The 18,372-nt window shown below is 67.6% G+C and carries 15 protein-coding genes; 8 read left to right on the top strand and 7 right to left on the bottom strand.

Annotated features, from left to right (window positions below; genetic code table 11):
* Positions 1-5: 5 nt before the first annotated feature.
* From AC1DWT_RS26445 to AC1DWT_RS26415, 7 genes are all read right to left on the bottom strand, one after another.
* Complete coding sequence (locus AC1DWT_RS26445; protein ID WP_477922911.1) at positions 6-1,220, bottom strand: DUF2637 domain-containing protein; 1,215 nt, start codon at positions 1,218-1,220, stop codon at positions 6-8.
* A gap of 409 nt (positions 1,221-1,629) precedes the next feature.
* The gene (locus AC1DWT_RS26440; protein WP_317570434.1) at positions 1,630-2,340 is read right to left on the bottom strand and encodes a DUF8176 domain-containing protein; all 711 of its coding nucleotides are present in this window, start codon (positions 2,338-2,340) and stop codon (positions 1,630-1,632) included.
* A 24-nt stretch (positions 2,341-2,364) separates the two neighbouring features.
* Positions 2,365-3,588, bottom strand: coding sequence for an insoluble domain protein (locus AC1DWT_RS26435; protein ID WP_477922909.1), 1,224 nt, complete (start codon positions 3,586-3,588; stop codon positions 2,365-2,367).
* 108 nt (positions 3,589-3,696) lie between these two features.
* Positions 3,697-5,094: a nucleotide-binding protein gene (locus tag AC1DWT_RS26430; protein WP_477922907.1), complete on the bottom strand. Its 1,398-nt coding sequence runs from the start codon at positions 5,092-5,094 to the stop codon at positions 3,697-3,699.
* On the bottom strand, positions 5,094-5,450 hold the full coding sequence (locus AC1DWT_RS26425; RefSeq protein ID WP_242323922.1) for a hypothetical protein: 357 nt from the start codon (positions 5,448-5,450) through the stop codon (positions 5,094-5,096). The genes AC1DWT_RS26430 and AC1DWT_RS26425 overlap by 1 nt, the downstream gene beginning before the upstream one ends.
* 58 nt (positions 5,451-5,508) lie before the next feature.
* Positions 5,509-7,254: an FtsK/SpoIIIE domain-containing protein gene (locus tag AC1DWT_RS26420; RefSeq protein WP_477922906.1), complete on the bottom strand. Its 1,746-nt coding sequence runs from the start codon at positions 7,252-7,254 to the stop codon at positions 5,509-5,511.
* Positions 7,251-7,919, bottom strand: a complete 669-nt coding sequence (locus AC1DWT_RS26415; RefSeq protein ID WP_269591550.1) for a hypothetical protein — start codon at positions 7,917-7,919, stop codon at positions 7,251-7,253. Before AC1DWT_RS26415 ends, AC1DWT_RS26420 begins: the two co-directional genes overlap by 4 nt.
* A 631-nt stretch (positions 7,920-8,550) precedes the next feature.
* On the opposite strand from AC1DWT_RS26415, the gene AC1DWT_RS26410 reads away from it, so the two are divergent.
* The 8 genes from AC1DWT_RS26410 to AC1DWT_RS26375 all read left to right on the top strand — a co-directional run bounded on the left by AC1DWT_RS26410 (position 8,551) and on the right by AC1DWT_RS26375 (position 18,347).
* Positions 8,551-8,838: a hypothetical protein gene (locus AC1DWT_RS26410; protein ID WP_061045636.1), complete on the top strand. Its 288-nt coding sequence runs from the start codon at positions 8,551-8,553 to the stop codon at positions 8,836-8,838.
* Positions 8,839-8,990: 152 nt separating this feature from the next.
* Positions 8,991-9,413 (top strand): hypothetical protein, encoded by a 423-nt coding sequence (locus tag AC1DWT_RS26405; protein ID WP_477922905.1) that lies wholly within the window; start codon positions 8,991-8,993, stop codon positions 9,411-9,413.
* Between the two features lie 3 nt (positions 9,414-9,416).
* A complete protein-coding gene (locus tag AC1DWT_RS26400; protein ID WP_477922904.1) occupies positions 9,417-12,527 on the top strand; it encodes an ATP-binding protein in 3,111 nt (1,036 codons plus the stop codon).
* Positions 12,528-12,552: 25 nt separating this feature from the next.
* Positions 12,553-14,709, top strand: coding sequence for a hypothetical protein (locus AC1DWT_RS26395; RefSeq protein WP_477922902.1), 2,157 nt, complete (start codon positions 12,553-12,555; stop codon positions 14,707-14,709).
* A complete protein-coding gene (locus tag AC1DWT_RS26390) occupies positions 14,706-15,530 on the top strand; it encodes a hypothetical protein (protein WP_283336408.1) in 825 nt (274 codons plus the stop codon). The genes AC1DWT_RS26395 and AC1DWT_RS26390 overlap by 4 nt, the downstream gene beginning before the upstream one ends.
* Positions 15,527-17,119 (top strand): peptidoglycan DD-metalloendopeptidase family protein, encoded by a 1,593-nt coding sequence (locus tag AC1DWT_RS26385; protein ID WP_477922900.1) that lies wholly within the window; start codon positions 15,527-15,529, stop codon positions 17,117-17,119. The genes AC1DWT_RS26390 and AC1DWT_RS26385 overlap by 4 nt, the downstream gene beginning before the upstream one ends.
* Positions 17,120-17,138: 19 nt before the next feature.
* Entirely contained in the window at positions 17,139-17,714 is a 576-nt protein-coding gene (locus tag AC1DWT_RS26380) for a hypothetical protein (RefSeq protein ID WP_283336410.1), read from the top strand.
* A 27-nt stretch (positions 17,715-17,741) separates the two neighbouring features.
* Entirely contained in the window at positions 17,742-18,347 is a 606-nt protein-coding gene (locus tag AC1DWT_RS26375) for a hypothetical protein (RefSeq protein WP_283336411.1), read from the top strand.
* The last annotated feature ends 25 nt before the right edge of the window (positions 18,348-18,372 follow it).

Here is an 18,372-nt window from a genome sequence, read left to right as displayed (position 1 = left end):
GGTCATCACCGTGCCCCCACCAAGGTGTACTGGTGGTCAAGCGTTGCCGCATTGCGTTCCTCGGCAATGTCCTCATGCTCGGGCAACGGAGGCCTCCGGAAACCGGCCTCCACGGCGCGTTGCGCGACCTTGTCGAAGCGGCGCATTGCCGTGCTCGCGGCCTTGGCTTTGGTGAGCGTGGCGATCTCGGCGTAGCTGCGCTGCTCAGTTATCCGCAGCCGGGCCGTCTCCTTGACTACCGGTTCGAAGTCGGCGCAGGTATCGATGAAGGCGAGGAGGTTGTCGATGGTCTGGGCCTTGTCCGGCATTACGAACCGCTCCTGCGAACCCTTCGGCGGATTGCCGATTTCTGGCGCGTGGGCATTGCCACTGTCCGTTGCATTGCGTGCAAGGTGCTCCTCGTGTTCCTTGGCGTGGGCTCTAACATCGGTGAGTTCACCAGGCTTCGCAGTGGTCGGTTGTGGGGCGTCCGCAACAGCAAGACGACCCTCCGGCTCCGGAGCGGTGGTTTCCGTACGGTCGTCGAGAGCGGATGAATCGGGTGCCGACGCAGCGAAGACGATGGGTGCAACGGTCGGGTCAACGGACGGCGCAATGCGTCCGGCGTTGCGGTTGACCGACGACATCGGCCCTGGGGCCGTCATTCGGTAGTCGGTCGCGGTGTCCTGGTCGGACCGCTGCTGTTTACGGTGTCGGGCGTCGCGCACGACCGCGGTGCACTCGGTGTGGGCGGTGCCGATGGCCTTGATGAGGATGCCGACACCGTGGGTGAAGGCCAACACCAGCAACGGCGGAATGATTGCAATGAGCGAGGCGCCGGTCGGCGACAGCGGGGCGTAACCGAGGTCGATGCCGGCTGCAATGGTGGTCGCGGCGGCTTGCCCGGAGCGGTGTGCGTGGTAGGCGTTGCCGAAGACGCTGATGAAGACCACGACTACGGCGAGCCAGAGGAAGAACCGTTTTCCCGTTGCGCTGCCGCCGATTTTACTCAATGCAACGACCGCGATCGTTGCGCCGAGGATTGCGCCGTCGACGATGGCCGGGAAGATCCAGGTGAGGTATTGCGGGATGCCCGCCTGCAATGCCAGGTCACGTTGCACGGCGAAGGACAGTACAAAGGCGCCTGTGGTGATGCCGATCGCAATGGCGATCGCAACGATGAGGGCCGCGATCAGGGCGTGAAGTTGGATTCGTGCTGCTCGGATATTGAGGTCGATCATGCTCGGGGTCTCCTTCCACGGGGTCCCACTCGATTAGCCCCGCTGGTTGCTGCCGGTGGGTTTCCTGTGTGGCATTGCGGACGGTCGTTGCGGTGTTGCGGAGGGTGTTTGCGGTGTTGCACTGTCCACCGGGGCACCACTTCACACGCGGCAATGCGTGTTATCGCAGCTGGCAGTGCTGGCCCATTTACCAGCAACGGCCCGTCCGAGGTCGGGTGCGTCGGAGGGCGGGGCGACGACGTTCTGGCGCACGGTGGCCCGCCGCTCGTCAGCGCTGCGCCGAGCACATCGTGTGCGGAACTCCCGCGCCCACGGCGCAATTGCGGCTGTGCTGATGATGCGCGTGCTCTGCACGGGATACGTCCTCGTTCGCTCGGGTCCGTTAGCACTCCGCCTCGGAGCTAGGGACTCAGGTGAAGACATCGACGTACCAGCGCCCGTCGATCTTGTGGGTGGTGACGGTCTGGGTGCCGCGTTTGACTGGCTGGGCGGGCTGCATCACGGACAGATCGACCAGGTAGACCCCGTCGGACAGTTCGACGGTGCGGAGGCAATAGTTGGTGCCGATCGGGACCGCGTCGATGACCTTCTGCAGCTCGGGGCCTGGCAGCACTGATGAGCTCGGTGTTGCGAGCGCTCGGGCGGCTTCACCGTTGCGCAAGCTGTAGTACGCAAAATTGAACGCTGCGATCACGCCCGCCCCGCTCTTCTGGTCACCGCGGTCGGCCCGGCACTCCCCGTCCGACGCGGATGTCTGTTCGACCTGTTCGGGTTCGGGCAGGTTGAGGGCGGGCAGCCCGTTCTCCTCAGCCTCTGCGGTGGCGCTGGTTGTGGCCGCGGTAGACGCGGTTTCACTGTCTCCGCTGCGCAGCTGGCTGACGGCTACCCCGGCGGCCACGGCGACGGCGACCGCTGCGACGGCGGCCATCGTCTTCTTTCCCGTCCCGCGGCCGCCGCGGGGGGACGGCAGAGGCGACCGGGGTGGGGGCGGTGGTGTGGCCGGGCCGCCGCGCGCCGTGGTGCGGGCGCCCGGCGGGTGGTCGGCGGTGGGTGTGGTGCCGAGAAGGTCGATCACGGCGGGATGCCGCGGCGTCGATCGGCCGAGGGTCGGCTTCTTCATGGTGTGCACCCGCCTTCTTCGGTGTCAGTTCGCGGCCGGAATGCCGCCGCCGATGGCGCCCGACAACAGGTTTCCGGCCAGGCCGGGCGTGGCGTCGGTGAAGAACGTGTTCAGGGTGGTGTCGACCTGCTCGATGATCTGCTCGCCGCCGGGCTGGGCAGCGACGAAATCGCGGGCCTGCTGGTCGATCGCGGGCGCAGCTTCGACCGTGTCCTGTACGGCGTCGGCGGCCGCCTGCCCCACGGGGCCGGAGTTCTCCCAGTCGGTGAGCACGGTCTCGGTCTGGGCGGTCACGGCTTCGGAGTCGATGTCCGGTACCTCGATCTCGCGCGGTTCTCCCTTGTCGCCGGCAGCGATCGGGGTCACCGCCGCGACGGCGGCCGCGCCGCCGACGACCGCTCCGGCCGCAGCGACGGGGATACCCACCGCGGCACCGAGGCCGGCACCCGCGGCGGTGCCGACGATCCCGGCGGGTACCCACCCGAGTCCGGGAAGGAAGACGTTGCCTGCGGTCATTCCGGCGAGGCCACCGATGGTGCCACCGACCAGTGCGCCCGCGGTGGCTGCCGCCCCGCCTGTGGTGACTGCGCCGAGCGCTGCCCCGGCGGCACCGGCACCGACCTGTGCGGCGGCGATCCGGTCGGCCCGAGACGTTTCCACACCGATCGAGCGCCAACCTGTCGAAACCCCGGCCTGGACCACGGAGAGGGTGTTGTTGGTGCGGTCCCGGTCGCCGTCGCTGATCCAGTTCGGCTGTTTGAGATGGATTTCGCCGATGCGAAGGGTGTCGCGTGGGGCGATGAACGGGGCGGTCGGTTCCACCGGCGTGGGCAGGTGCAGCTGGTCGAGCTGCACCGGCTCGATCGAGTAGTTCTCCGGCTCGACATACGCATTGGTTTCGTAGTCGTAGTTCGGGAGCGGCTGGTACTCGATGTTCTGGTACTCGGCGGGCGGCTCGACCCAGTACACCGGTTCCGTGGGGGTTTCGGGCACGTAGGCGGTCTCGGGTGCTGGTGTGGGGGCGGTGGTTGCGCTGGGGGTGTCCGCACCGGTGACACCTTCCTGGGTGCTGTCGCCGGTGACGCCGTCCTGGATCGGGTCGGCGAACGCGGACGGGGACAGGGCGATTCCGGAGGTCAGGGCGGCGGTGATGACTGCCAGCGCGGTGGCTGCCTGTCTGGCGCTCTGTCGGCGGTGCGGGCCTCGGGCGCGGCGGGCGGCGCGGTTGCCGGCGGTGGCGTTGTTCATTGTGTGCCTTTCGTGAGGTGGCCAGTAAGGGTGGTCAGATGCGAATGAAGGTGGATGTGCCCGTCGAGGGTGGCGTGAGATGTGTTCGGTCGGTGGGTGATGGCTGGGTCAGGGGCCGGTGATTGTCTTGACGACTTCTTCGGTTAGTCGGGTCAGCGCTGCTCGGGTGTGGGGTTGGAGCCGGGAGAGTGCAAGGCGTTCCCCGGAGGCGAACAGCGGCTCGAACGGCATGCGCGCCACGAGCGGTACTCCCAGGTCCCGGAGGGCTTCGACGGTGTCCTGTTCGACCATCGGGGCGTCCCCGGGGCCGGCGGTGATGACAACGATCGTGCGCTGGAGAACATGGGTGGTGGTCGACGCCAATTCGGTGATCATTTCTTCTGCGGCGTCGGCGGCGTCCCAGCGCAAGGGGACGGGGACGACGACGGCGTCCGCTGTCGCCACTGCCCACTGCCAGGTTCCCGCGAGGGGGTTGTTGCCGGTGTCGGCGATGAGGATGTCGCGGTGCTGGGCCACGATCGCGGCCAGATGCGCCGCATGGTCTTCGTTCAGAACGGACGTCCTGTCGCCGCGGCGTCCCGCGATGATGTCCTCACCCGACGGTTGACGGGTCAGGTGCTGTGAGAGCGCTGAGGGTCGGATGGCGACATCAGGGTTGGGATGTGCTGCCAGTAGGGCGGGGATGTCGTTGCCCGGTGACGGGCGGACGGCGACCCTGTTGGAGAGACTGCCGCCGACCTCACCGAGATCCGCGCACACCACGGTGCTGGCGCCGCGCAGGTCGGCCAAGGTCTGGGTGAGAGCCACGGCGAACGGGGTCTTGCCGACCCCGCCTTTCGGGTTGGCGACGGTAATCACCGAGAAATCGGGCAGCGCCCGGGTGATCACCGACTCGGCGGCCCGCAGCCGCATCTCCGGCGACTGCGCTTTCGGGGCGAGACTCAACCCGAGCATGGCGTTGAGTCGACCTCGCACACCCAGCCGCGCAGGCTCACCGGTCCCGGGAACGATCTCGGGTGCGGCCAGCCCCGATACCGGCCGCCACGGCCGGGCGGGGGGTGTGCGGTCGTGTCCGCCTTCGCGCTCGGCGGATACCGCTGCCCGTGCGGGTGTCAGATCGGTCGCCGGCAGCCGCACAGCAACCGTGGGCTCATTGCCTTCGTCCTGGATCCGGACGACGGGAGTGCCGCCCGCCGGGCGGCGCTGGGGCCGTTCCCGGATGGGCGCCCCGGATTCCTGCGGCGGTGCCTGCTCCGGGGCGGGGCGGATGGTCTGGTCGGGGTCGACCTCGAGCCGCATCGGCGCGGTGTCGGCGCCGCCGCTGACCGCGACGGTGATCGTCCGGCCGCTGCTTCGGGCTTCGGCGTGGGCCTGCGCGAACACGGCGGTCATCAGGTCTTGCTCGGTGTCGCCTCGCAGGTCGAGCGTCGCGGCCTGCGACGGCACATACGCCGTAGCGTGACGTCCTCCGCCGTCGATGGCGACGGTCATCTGCGGGGCGGACATCACAGATTCCCGGCGCCCGAGGTGGTGCCGTCGAGCTGGGCGAGCATTTCGGTGATCAGCTCGTCGAGGCTGGTGAGCTGATCGAGTGCCTCGGTCTTGACCTCGCCGTCGGGGAGCGCCCCCACGAGGTCGCGCCGATGACCGATCGCGGTGAGGAGCTCGTCGAGACGGCTGCGGGAGACGGTCTTGCTTTCGGTGTCCAGGGCGGCCAGCCACCCGGGTGTGGAGGCCCGTAGCGCTTCTCGGAACGCGCGAACGACGGGGTCGGAGTTGCCCTTGTTGACGAATGGGCGGTGCATGGCCTCGATGTCCTCGGGTTCGAGGATTACTGCGCGTTCGATCTGCCGGACTGCCATCGGTGGCCTCTCTCTCGTGTTTTCAGTGGTGGAGCGGATAGAGCCGGGACATCAGGGGTCAGACGGCGGCAGCGAGGTCGACCGCGGCGAGGAAGACGGTGTCGAGTCCGCTGTATTCGAGGATCAGGACCTCGGGCCGGCGGCCGGTGGATTCCACTGACACCTCCACCCGCACCAGACCCTCCTCGGTGACCGTGCCGTCGCTGTCGCGGGCAATCTTGCGGATGGTCTCGACGGTCAGGACGGTGCCGGTGCGGTCCGGTTCGTCGTCGAGGCCGAGGACGATGTTCATGCCTTCCTCGAGGGCACCAGCCGGGATCGCATCGGAGATGTGGTCGATCAGGGATGTCACCGACGACCCGGAGACTGCGACGGGCTCGCGGACGTCATCGGCCATCGTGGTGATCAGGTGCTGTTCGTCGGCGATGAACTGCGCCAGCTCGGCCGAGAAGCAGTACACCGGGGTATCCCTTGTCGGGCGCAGGCTGTCGACGGCGTGTGCTTCCTCGGCGGACAGGTCGCTGCGGGCGGCGGGGTGGTCGTCGATGGTGGGGGTGAACCACACCTGTGCGAGGGCGGGGTCACCGGAGGGGTCACTGACTGTGGCGCGGCCGCGGATCTTGGCGTCGATGTCGCGGCCGACAGTGGTCTCACCCCACATCATGTAGGCGCCGTCACTGCTCAACCGTGCGAGCGCTGCTCGGGTCTGGAAGTTGTCGCGAACACTGCCGGAGTCCCGTCCGAACAGGTGCGCATCGGGGCGTTGAACTCCCACGGCGAGGCGAATGCCTGCCGAGCGGGCCAGGGCGACGAGTTCGCCGATTCGCCCGAGTGGGTTGCAGCGTTTGATGACTTCCTTCTCCTCGTCGGTGCCGGACTTGGCCAGCTGTGTCCAGGCCGCGGAGAGGATAAAGAACTCGTCGAGCACCGCCACTAGTAGCGGCATGTTGCGTGCCTTCAGACGCTGGGTTTGCATGTACTTGGTCCGTGCGTGCATTTCGCGCCACAGCGCGTAGATGAACTCTGCGGCCCGCAGGGGTTCGAAAACAATCGCGGGGACCCCGGGGTAGCCGAGGAATTGGTGCAGTTCGATGCGTTTGGGGTCGACACCGATCACCGGGACTCCGCGGAGTGTGAGTTCGGTGATCACGGTGGTCAGCAGAACCGTTTTGCCGCCGCCGGTCGGTCCGACGACCAGCATGTGCGGTGCCGAGGAATCGTCGGAGATGTTCCAGTAGGCGTCGACGACGCCGGCATCGGTTTCGCAGGACGCGTACGGGACATGCAGGCGTTGCCCGGGCACGCTGGGGTCGCTTCCTGGCCAGGGCATCTGCTGGCGTCGCGCGATTCCGCGTTCGTCGAGTTGTGGAACAGGAAGGTCGGCGGCCGGGATTTTCAGCGAATGCATCACCATTGTCGCGAGCGGCTTTCGGAGCGAGAGGGTGATGATGGGCTTCTCCGGGGCCCAGTCCACTCGCCACAGCTGCCCTGATTCGTGGGTGCCGAGGGCGGCGAGCAGAGCCTCGGTGAGCTTGTGCCGGTTGGCTTCCATGCCGGTGGCCAGCGTGGGCTTGTAGTGGATGCGGTAGGAGGCTTCGGTTCCGTCGTAGGCGTAGGAGTCGACCGACACCGTCACGTCCTGCAGGGCCTTGCCGTCGGAGAACAGCTCGGCGAGCATGCGGTGACGTGCGCTGCGGGTGTCCGGGAGCACCGGTCGGCGGGTGATCGTGATGGTGCTCTTGTCGGCCCGGAAGGCGGTGACGTACTTCCAGTCGGTGACTGTGGGTCCGAGGAATCGGCTCATTGCTCCGCCTTCGGCGTCGAGGGTGTCAGGCTGTCGGGTCCCGGTTCGCCCGCTGGGACGCTGTGGATCTGCGCCGGCGTCTTCCGCGGCAGAAATCGCAGGGGGCGGGTGGGGGCGAGGGCCGGTAACGCGGCGCGCAGACGGTGCCACAGCGGCGATCCGACGATCAACGCATTGACTGCCGAATCCAGACGCGCCTGCCGGTTCGCATCGACGACCGCTCCCTGCGGCAGGCGGATTGCCGCCCACGCGGTGCTGTGCCACCCGGTACGCACACTGAGCCTGATCCGCACGGGGATGTGGCCGGTGGTCTGTCGCACCACCGCGGACAGGATTCGCCGCTGCCGGTGCCGCAGGAACCGGCTCAAGTCCAGGAGACCGACGAGGGCGACGGCGACGACGAGCCTGGGCCGAAAGTCGATGAGCCACTGCGCCCAGAGCGGCGAACGCGGCCACAGCTCGGTGATCTGAGCGGACTCCAGCAGGGTCGGCGCCCACCACACGGCGATGGTGACGGCCAGGACGACGAGCACCCACGGGGTGAACCGCGCTGCCTCTTCCTCCCCCGACTGCTCGGACCGCCTGCGCCCGCCGGCGGCCGACGAGGCACCGGAAGGACCGAACACATCCCGGAAGAACTCGCCCACAGGGTCATTCGACGGCATCGCGGAAACCCTTTCTCGGTCGGACATCTGCGTGATGCTGATGCGCACACAGTGAATCCGCTCGCCGGAGGATTCACCAAGGACCCCCGCACGCGCTCGGGCGTGTCGCCCCGCCCGCAGCCCCTGCGAGTGCGTCCCAGGCCGCTGTGAGGCGAACTCCTCCGGTATCTCCAAAACCTCTCTGCCAAGTGGTGTTTGAACCACTGTTCGCTGAAACCGGTCCGGGGCGCTATTCTCAACTTCGCCTCCCCCCGTAGGGGGGAGGCGTCTCCCGAAGGGAGTGGGGGCGCAGGCATCGCCGATCCCCCAATCGTCGACATATGCCCCACATGGGGCCAATCACGTTCTTCGCGAGGGTTGCCCGAAGAGAGCGTGCCCGGAGGGCAGCACCCGTCCCCGCAGCGACCGGCCCCCACCCTGAGCAGACCCCGCAGCGACCGGTCCCCGCCCTCAGTGCCCCGCCGCGATACGACCCGACCTCGTGGACCCACCGCCAACCGGTCCCACCCTCAGTGGACCCCGCGGCGACACGCCCGAGCGCGTGCGGGGGTCTTCGTGTGCCGAAGCCGCCCTGTGCCACTGTTTCTGACGTCACCGTTCGGTGTTGCCCGCGAATCTTTTGGGAGAGAGCATGCTTCATGAGTCTTTCGAGGCTGCGTCGCAGCTGACGTTCCTGGCACAGGAGGGGATCGAGACCAGCGGGGTGGGAGATTTCCTCCGCGAGCAGGTAGTCCCTCCGATCCTCGGCGTCGGAGCGATTGTGCTTCTGGCGAAGGCGATTCGCTCGTCCTGGTCTGCCGTCATCACCATCGCCAGCCTGTCCCTGATCGCGTTGGGCTGGTTCGGGTTGTCGGCGAACCCCGACGCGGCGATGAATGTCGGCACCGGACTTATCCGGCTGATCGTCCCCGGCGTGTGACCTGTAGCGGACACAGCCCCATTCGGACTCACCCTTTTCGAAAGGACCTCATCCCATGTCTGCCATGACGATCATCTTCGGCGTGGTCATCGCCGCCGCCATCGTGTTCGCAATCGGTCGCGCCATCAGCGAGCGCCGGTGAGGGGCGTGCGGTGATCGAGACCGATGACGACCTGTACCGGGTGGATCAGCACTGGCTGGGTCCTCCGGGACGGGCGTTCCCGAGACCAGTCAGATGGCAGGCAGTGGGTATCGGTGTGGTGTTGCTGGTGCTCTCGCTCATCCTGGTCATGGGAGTGCTGTCGGTGCCGTGGAGCGGCTGGTCCGTCACCGTGGTGCTGGGGTTGACCTATCTCGGGACGAAACGGATCGTCGACGGGCTCGGCCACGAACGCACCATCCGATCGCTGGCCCGGTCCGCGATCAACGACCTCACCTCCCCACGCCCTGCGGTCAAGCGCAACAGGAAAATCCGGAACGCGCCGCGGACGGTGTCGATCACCGATCAGATTGCGCGCGTTCGCCTCGCCCCCGCCGCCGGCGGTCACACGACTTCTTCGACTACGAGCAGGTAAGTCATGAGCTATCCCGGTAACCGGTTCGACCCGGCTGACCTCGTCCCACCCCCCGGGGCACTGCCGCCGGTGCTGCCCGAGTCGTGGCTGCGCGCGGCGCGCCAAGCCGGGCTGCAGACCGCCGACCCGCACACCGCCGCAACACAAGCGAGCTTGGGTGATGCTGTGCTCACCGACCCCTCCCCGGTCACCAACCCCGACTATGACGAGGACGTGCCCGCAGAACCCACCCACCGCAACGGCAGCAGGCGGCGCGGGAAGAAGTCCCGACCAGCCCCGGAGGGGCACTCGACCAATGCGGCCGCTGAACGCGGGAGCAGGGCGCGGTTGCGGAAGCAGTCCAAGTGGCGGCTACGGGCGGTGCTGAACAACGTCACCATCACCGACGACACAGCCACGTTGTGGTTCGTGCAATCGCCCGGCACGTGGAGCATGCGGGCGATTGCGGATCAGTCGCGGTTCATCCGGGATGAAGCGTTGGTGCTGGCGGAACTTCGCGGCAAAGGGGTCTCCGGTATCCATCGGCGCACTGTGCGCGAGCCCTGGCCGGTCAAGGAATGGGGCCGCGCACACGCGCAGCTCACCGAGGACCGCCTCCCCGACGTTCCCGGTGCCCTCGCGTGGGACGACTACCTCGTCGGTCAGCAAGTCGCGCTGCTGGACTCCGCCCCTACCCGCAAGCGCCGTTACTGGGGCATCGAACTGCCCCGGCGGTCGATGACCGCGCAGGCGATCGTCGCGGTGGCCGACATGTGCTCCGGGGTGAAGGGTGTGGGACCGCGGTTGTCGAAGTGGTCCGAGCAGGTCCTGCACGCGGAGCAGGACGCGGCGGCCGAACACATCGCCGAGATCGAGCGCGTGATGCTCTCCCCCGGTGTCGAAGCCCTGCCGGCCGACAGCGGTCAAGTGGACTATCTGCTGCGCCGCTCGGCCGCGGTGGGGATGCCGTTGACCGAACCGGCGACCGCGAACGCACCGTCGGGGTGGGGCCTGTCCGACCTGTTGTCGCTGAGCAACCTGACGGAAATGCACTACACGCCCGGCGCCGGACACACCGTCGTCGAGGGCACCATCGCCGGCCGAACCTACCGGTCGTACGTGACGGTGCTGACGGTGGGGCGGATGGCACCACTTGCCATCCCCGAGCAGAAGATGCCGTGGCAGCTGCTCGGTGACCAGCTCGGGCTGCCCTTGGAGTGGTCCGAGCGGATCACCCTGCACACCCCGGAAGAAACCCTCGGCGAGATCCAGAAGCAGCGCAACGCGATCGAGTCACAGTACCGGCACTACACCGTCGAGCACGACGAAACCCCACCCGACGAGTTGGCGGCACAGCACGGGTTGTCCCGCCGGCTGCGGACGGAGATGTCGAACGGTGGGGCATTAGCCACCCGGGGATCGGGGTGGTGGCGGATCGCCGTGTCCGGTTCCTCCCCGCAGCAGGTACGGGACCGTGTCTCGAAGCTGCAGCAGCAGTACGCGCCGGATGTCGAACTCGAAGTCGAGAACGGCCAGTACCACCTGCTCAAAGAATTCATGCCCGGTGAAAAGCTGGCCAACACCGCCCACAAGCGCAGGATGAGTGTCCTCGCCATGTCGGCGGGGATGGGGGCGGCGGCCGACCGGATCGGGGACGAGGAAGGCATCATCCTCGGCGAAACCTCGTCGATCTCGGTCCGCCCGGTCGCCTGGAACCTGTTCRCCGCCCACGACTTCTTCGACAAGGGCGGCCTGACCCCGCTGGTCGGCGTCCAGGGCGCCGGCAAAACCCATCTGGCCGGGATGATCACCTATCAGGCGCTGCGCCTGGGCGCGCACGGGGTGATCCTGGATCCGTCCGGGCCGCTGCGAGCGCTCGCCGATCTGCCCGAACTCAAGCCGTTCACCCGCGTCTACGAGCTGACCGGCCGCGGCGCCAAGCCCGGCGTCCTCAACGTCTACCGGGTCGTGTCCGAGCCCGACCCGGCCGACGAGATCTACCGCCCCACCCATCCCGAGTACGCGCACGAATCCGACCCGGCCGCCGCCGCAGCAGCGGCCTACGAGGACGATCGCGGTGCCGCCCATGCCGAACGAGTCCAGCTCGCGTCCTGGGTGCTGATCTCGATGCTCGACACGGACGACCGCAGCGACCGGGACGCCAAGAGTGTGGTCCGGATGGCGGCGGCGATGGTCGGGGGCCAGCCGACCAACCATCTTGGCAAGGTCCTCGACGCGATCGACCACATCGCCGCCGGCATGGTCTACACCAACGGCCACGGGGCCGCCCACGGCACGACCAACGGCCAGACCAACAGCTCCGAGAACACCCCCGTCATCGGCGAACGACTGCGCGCCGCAGCGGGCCGGATCGGGCCGATGCTGCGCACGATGTCGCAGCTGCGCGATGCCCGGGTGCTGTTCCCGTCGGCCACGGCCGGCGACGATGCCGCCGCCGAACTGTTCGACTCGGTCCTCGACGAGCGACTGACGATCCTGACCATGCCCGGCCTGCAGATCGACGACAAGGCCGAGGGCAGTGCGGCCACCGACAGCCAACGCCTGGCCGGGCCGCTGATCCACCTGGCGGCATGGTTGGCGACCCGGTTGGTCTACGACAAGCCGCGCGCGCTTCCGAAACTGCTGTTCCTGGACGAGAACAAGTACCTCAAGCAGTCCGGGGCCGGCCGCACCCTCTACGTCCGGCTCGGCCGCGACACCCGCAAGTTCCGCACCCGCGCACTGGTGTGCAGCCAGCTCGCGGGCGATTTCCTCGGATTGGCGGACGGCGCGGATGACCAGGACCAGTCGCAGCTGACCGACGAGATCATCATCGGCCGGCTCGGCTCCTCCGAACGGGCGATCTCCGACGCACTCACACTCCTCGGCCTCGAAGAGGGTGAGGGGTACGAGACGATCCTGGCCAACCAGCTCGGCGGGGGCCGCAACGACACCTATGACCCGCGCGCGAACAAGGCCCGTAAGCAGCGCGCCGCGAAGACCGGCGCCGACGAAGCCCGCACCTACGTCGTCCGCCTCGGCGGCGACATCGAACTGGTGCGCGCGAACTGGACGAACTTCACCCACATCGCCCACGTCGCGCAAGCACTGAACTCCCGGGCCACCGCCGCCTGACCCCCTTTTGGGAAGGACATTCTCGATGCCCGCCACCGCCCGCACCACCAGCTCGCCCGCACACCTGCTGCAGCGGATCACCCAACTGTGCGCGGTCATGATGCTGGTCGGGCTCAGTGCCCTGTGCGGGCAGACCAGCGCCCACGCCGCGGGCTTCAACTGCAAGGATGTGCCGGCACCGCAGTCCCCGAACTCGGCGGCGCCGGCGTTCTTCGACTCCGGGTCGGTGGACAGGCCCGCGGAATCCCAGCTCTCCGGCACTGGGTACGGCGGCCACGGCTGGGCCGGTCTGACGTGGCACATCTACGACCTCGGCTGCGGCGAGGACATCACCGGGGTATCGCTGGTGCGCAACAAGACCGACGTCGGAAACACCTTCCTCACGATCGGGCAATCGTTCGCGGCCGCGGCGTTCTGGCTCGACGAGCAGGCCAACATCCCCGCCGAGGGCCGCGAGACCGGCCGCGAGGGGGCGATCGCGCAGTTCGACGAGATCGTGCTCGCGGTCTCCGACTCGCTGCGGCTGACCGTCTACGGGCCGTGGCTGGGGCTGGGGGTGGCCGCGGCCGGGCTGATCATCCTCTACCGCGGTCTGCGATCAGATGCCCCGGCGGTGTTCCGGCAGCTCGCGATCGGTGCCGGCGCGCTGGCGATCGGTGGGTTGATGGTCGGTGCCCCGGCGAAGGCGATCCAGATCTCCGACGACACGTTCAGCGCGCTGATCACGAAGACTCAGCGCGAGATCTTCAACTCCGCGGGCATGACCGATGACCCGCGGTTGGTGATCACCGACCGGATCATCATCCCGGACGTGCAGCGAGGGTATTTCGGCACCAACGCGAACGACACGACGCTCGACGATCTGTGGCCGAAGTTGCGGGAGTCGATCGCTTACACGTATGACGAGCAGGCCCGGATCCAGGCCGACAACGCCGCACAGAAGGAGATCGACGAGGCCAAGGCCGAGAAGTTCCGGCGGGAGGTCGTCGAGCCGTTGGAGAGTAAGGGGCTCTCGTTCTACACCTTTCAGGGCAAAGACTCGAGTCGGGTCACGACCGGGTTCCTGTCGATGGTCAAGACGTCGATGCCCTCCATTTTGTGGATCGGTTCCTCGGTGCTGAAACTCTCGGCGCTGCTGGCGGTCCGGCTGGCGATCATCACCGCGCCCGTGTGGGTTCCGCTCGCCATCGTCTCCGGATCGATCCTGCTCCGTGTCGGGCGCATCCTCGGCGGGATCTATCTGTGGGCGGTCGGTGCCGCGGTGCTGATGTCGGTCTACCTGCTGATCTTGATCAAGCTGTACCGCAATGTTGCGGTCGACGGGACCTGGCGGCTGTGGTTCCTGGTCATCCTCACCATCGTCTTCTGGATGTTGTTGCGTCCGTTCAAGCGGCTCTCGCAAACCATCACCCAGTCGCATCGCGGCATGATCGGCGGTGCGATGGACCGGCACAAGCACGGTTCCTGGAAGCAGAAACTGCTCACCGCCAGCTCGATGGTCACCAATCCCGCCATGGGGCTGGCCGAGAAGAGCCTCGAACTCGCCCGCGGCGGCATTAACCGCTCCGCCGACGGGGCCGGTCGTCAGTGGTCCGACATGATCGGCGGTAACAAGCCTCCGATCATCCGGCAGGAAGGTCGCGCGCTGTCGGCCGCACGCATCGACGACTACCGCGGCCGGGCCCGTCAAGCACAGCTGGCCGCCCTACGCGGCGGCGCGGGCGGAGTGTTGGCGGACCTGCGCAAAGCGTCCCCGGAGGGGCCCGAGTCCGGCACCCGACTCCCCGGTGTCAACCTCACTGCCGGCCCGGCCGACGGCACTGGGCGCACCGGGCTCGCGGATCTGCGCAAACACACCCCTGAAACGGGTTTCACTGACGGTTTCGAGTCCCTCGACACCGGTGACAGTGAGGTCTTCGTTCCTCATCAGGACGCGTACCGGTGGGACGGCGGGCCGGACGCGGTCATCGCACCGACCACCATCTACCGGCCGAGTGAGGAACCCGACGCGTCCGGAAAGCCGCCGCGTCCGTGGGTGTCGATCACCCGCCCCGCACCGGCCTCGTCGGCGAGGACCGTCAGCAGTGATCTGCCCCGGGCGGGATTGAGTGAGGACACCGCGTCGGCTCAGTCGACGGGAGTGCTCGACCGGCCGAATCGGGACCTGGGAGTGAACTGGTGAGAACAGGTGCCAACCCGATCACCACCGCGATCCGTAGCTGGGTCCTGCGCAGTCCCGGTCGGCTCGCCAGCGGGCTCGCGATCATGGTCGCGGTCCTCTACATCGCCCGCCTGATTGTCACCGCGGTCACCGGGGCAGAGAACAGCGGAAGCGACGTGCGCGCCCACGACGCAGACACCAGTAACACATCAGTGACCTCGACGCCTGCGGCAGCCGAAGAAGTCACCGAAACCGCGGTGGCGACAATGTCGGCCAGTTCGATCGGTCGTAGCCCCGCGACAGCGGCGATGTATTACGCGCACGCGTTCGTCGACACCACCGCATCGCCAACTCAGTGGGCGGTCGCGCTCAGCCGGGTCACCCGCCCCGAGCGCGTCAACGACACCCTCGCGGCGGCCCGGCCCACCGCACCGGTGTCGATTCTCGGGCCGACCCGCACGCTGCCAGGCACCGGCACCACCGGAACGATCGTGGAGATCGATACCAGCGCCGGGACCATGACCGTCGCGGTCACCGACACCGACGACGGCTGGCAGGTCGCCTCCCCCCTCCCCACTCTCGACCTCGACGACGTGGCCGCGGCCACTCCCACCGCCGGGCGCACCACAGCGCCCACCACGACAACCACCACCACGACGCCGACCACCACGCCGTCCCCGGGCACAGCACCGAGCCCGCAGCGCATTCCCGAGTCCCCGTCGTCTTCGGAGCCTGCTCCGCCCGCCCAGCAGGCCACCAGCCCCGCCCGCATCCCCGTCCCGGTTCCCGGCACCATCCCGATCCCCGAACTCGACACACCTTTGCCAGGCCCGATCGCATGACCGCTCCACGTCTGACTGCGGCTGTGCTTGGCGCGTCATTCACTATCGGGCTGGCCAGCGCCTGCACCGGCGGGGCGATCATCGACCTGCCCAAACCTTGCCGGCCCGTCCACTCCGATTCCGGGGGCACGCGCGCAGAAAGCACACCCGGTGATCGGCCAGCGGCGGCGCTGACCCCGTCCGGGCCGATCCAGCAACCCACCGCACCGGGAACCACCACGTTCACCTCCGGTTTCGGACCCCGCTGGGGAGCGATGCACAACGGTGTCGATTTCGCCGGTCCGGTCGGCACCCCGATCTACGCCGCCCTCGACGGCCTCATTGCCGCCGCCGGCTCGAGTGGGGAGGGACCCGGTGTCGGTTTCGAGAACTGGATCATCATCGACTCCGTCGTCGACGGCCGCCCGGTCTCCACCGTCTATGGGCATATGTACGCCAACGGCATCCATGTCAAACCCGGGCAGACCGTCAAGGCCGGTGACCACATCGCCGAGATCGGCAACGCCGGCGGATCCACCGGTCCGCACCTGCACTTCGAGTACTGGGACGGCGGCCGCCTGCAGGGTGGCACCGCGATCGACCCGACCACCAAGTTGGGCGGCGCCCCTGCACCATCCGGACAGGACGCGAGTGCACCGGGATCGAATATCGATCTCATGGCCGCTTCCACCCCGGTCGACTGCGGCAAGGGCTTCGGCACCGCGGGCGGCGGTGATCTCAAGCCCGGCAGTGTCCCACCGGCATTCGAAGAATGGTTCCGCAAGGGCGGATCGCTGTGCCCGCAGATCAGCCCGGCGCTGCTGGCCGCGGACACCAAAGCCGAAAGCGGCTTCCGGGCTGTCACCAGCCCCGCAGGCGCAAGAGGCTATACGCAGTTCATGGATGRCACCTGGGCCGTCTACGGCCGCGACGACGACGGCAACGGCCGGATCTCCCAAAGCGATGTCGGAGACGCCGTGATGGCTCAGGGCAGATACTTCTGCGAGATCGCGCGATCGGTCGACAGCTGGATCGCCGACGGCTCCGTGAAGGGCGATCCGCTTTCGCTCTACATCGCCAGCTACAACGCCGGTGAGGGGGCCATCAAGCAGGCCGGTGGGATGCCCTCCGGTGGTGACTATTCCAGCGAAACCCGACCCTACGTGCAGAAAGTACTCTCCTACATTCCCGAGTTCGAGCAGCCCGGAGGCCGCGGGGAGTTCGTTCCCTCCCCCACCGCTGGCGGCAGCAATGTCGTCGAGGCGGCCAGCCAGTATTTCGGCACCCCGTACGTGTGGGGCGGCGGCGGCGCGGGTGGCCCGTCCGGGGGCGGGTTCGACTGCTCGGGACTGACCCAGTACGCCTACACCCGGGCCACCGGCGGCAAGACCGTCCTTCCCCGCACCTCCGAACAGCAGTGGACGGTCGGCACCGAAATCCCCCTGTCCGAGGCCAAGCCCGGCGACCTCGTTTTCGGATCCTGGGAGGCCGGCGGCCCCGGCCACGTTGGCATTTACGCCGGGAACGGTCAGATGGTCCACGCACCCACCGCCGGTGACGTCGTCAAACAGGCACCGGTAATGGCAGGCATGCGCGCCCGCCGTATGTGACCCCAGAAGGAGAGGAACGATGCGAAAATCCCTGATCCTGCTCGCAGTGATCATCGCCGCGACCGCGGCACTGCTCTACTCGTGCCAGGACAACGCCAACCCCTCAGGAACCGCGACACCGCAGAGCACCACAACCGCACCGACACCCGCACCGACACCCGCACCGGAAGCGGGCACCAGCGCACCTCAGCGACCGAAACCGACATCGCCGGAAGAAGTGGCCCGCCAAGCCGTGACCGTCGCATTCGCCTGGGCCCCCGCCACCGACGAAAGCCCTACCAGCGGATTCCGTCGCGCGACACAATGGTTCACACCGGACCTGGCTGCACGCCTGACCTCCGATGTGCGAAACGAGCGCGGACCCAGCCTGCAATGGCAGCAATGGGTCAACGACAACGCCCGAGTCATTGCCGACGTTGCCATCGGTTGCTCCGGCTGCCCACCCGACACCGACACCACCGCACACCGGGTCGCCACGATCACCCAAACCGCGCTCACCGGCGACACCATCCGCCCCGTCGAACCCGACACCACCGTCTGGCTCACCCTCACCGAAGCGGACGGCCGATGGTTGATCGATAGCCTCACCTACTGAACACAACCGAACGAACGAGGGGGAACCTTGAACTACCGCATCACCACAGCTCTGACGGTCATGGTGCTCGCCACCGTGGTGATCGCGGGGTGCGGCAACAACTCCGACGACGACACCGCATCACAACCAGCACCCACGAGCGACGCCACTACCCAGGTTCTCGATCCCTTCGTCGACGACACCGCCGACGGAGCGCAGAAGGAAACCGTCACCCGCATCATCGATCTCGGCAACCAGAGGAAGGCGTCTGATAACGCCATCATTGCGGCGCTCGTCGCCTCGCGGGCTGAAGGATTCTGGCGAGTTCACCATTCCGGATCGGGAGGGCGGAACCTCTTCGGTTGGAGCCAGATGTGGGACAACCGACCTGCCCTCGACGACGGAGCCGTCACTGACGCAATCGAGAACTTCTATGCCGGTGCGGAAAGCCCGGAGAATGCCGCAAAGAACGACGATCCGGTCGACTACGCCGTGGCGATTCAACTGTCCGACCACTTGGGTGGCCGTGTGTACTTCGAAGACCGCGAAGCCTACGACGCTAACCTGCCTGATTTCCGTACCGAGGACACTGTTCGCAACACGTACACCGAGGCACTCCCCTACGCACGTGCAGCCTACGAACAACTCGGTTAGAAGCGCGCCAAGGAGGATTCTGTTG

Source organism: Rhodococcus sp. P4_B6 (assembly GCF_056402215.1).
This window is presented reverse-complemented; position numbering and strand designations above follow the sequence as displayed.

Bases quoted from the DNA above. Each gene is read 5' to 3' on its own strand.
- AC1DWT_RS26435 (WP_477922909.1), bottom strand. From the start codon at position 3,588: ATGAACAACGCCACCGCCGGCAACCGCGCCGCCCGCCGCGCCCGAGGC.
- AC1DWT_RS26420 (WP_477922906.1), bottom strand. From the start codon at position 7,254: ATGAGCCGATTCCTCGGACCCACAGTCACCGACTGGAAGTACGTCACC.
- AC1DWT_RS26430 (WP_477922907.1), bottom strand. From the start codon at position 5,094: ATGTCCGCCCCGCAGATGACCGTCGCCATCGACGGCGGAGGACGTCAC.
- AC1DWT_RS26440 (WP_317570434.1), bottom strand. From the start codon at position 2,340: ATGAAGAAGCCGACCCTCGGCCGATCGACGCCGCGGCATCCCGCCGTG.
- AC1DWT_RS26380 (WP_283336410.1), top strand. From the start codon at position 17,139: ATGCGAAAATCCCTGATCCTGCTCGCAGTGATCATCGCCGCGACCGCG.
- AC1DWT_RS26415 (WP_269591550.1), bottom strand. From the start codon at position 7,919: ATGCCGTCGAATGACCCTGTGGGCGAGTTCTTCCGGGATGTGTTCGGT.
- AC1DWT_RS26410 (WP_061045636.1), top strand. From the start codon at position 8,551: ATGCTTCATGAGTCTTTCGAGGCTGCGTCGCAGCTGACGTTCCTGGCA.
- AC1DWT_RS26425 (WP_242323922.1), bottom strand. From the start codon at position 5,450: ATGGCAGTCCGGCAGATCGAACGCGCAGTAATCCTCGAACCCGAGGAC.
- AC1DWT_RS26445 (WP_477922911.1), bottom strand. From the start codon at position 1,220: ATGATCGACCTCAATATCCGAGCAGCACGAATCCAACTTCACGCCCTG.
- AC1DWT_RS26395 (WP_477922902.1), top strand. From the start codon at position 12,553: ATGCCCGCCACCGCCCGCACCACCAGCTCGCCCGCACACCTGCTGCAG.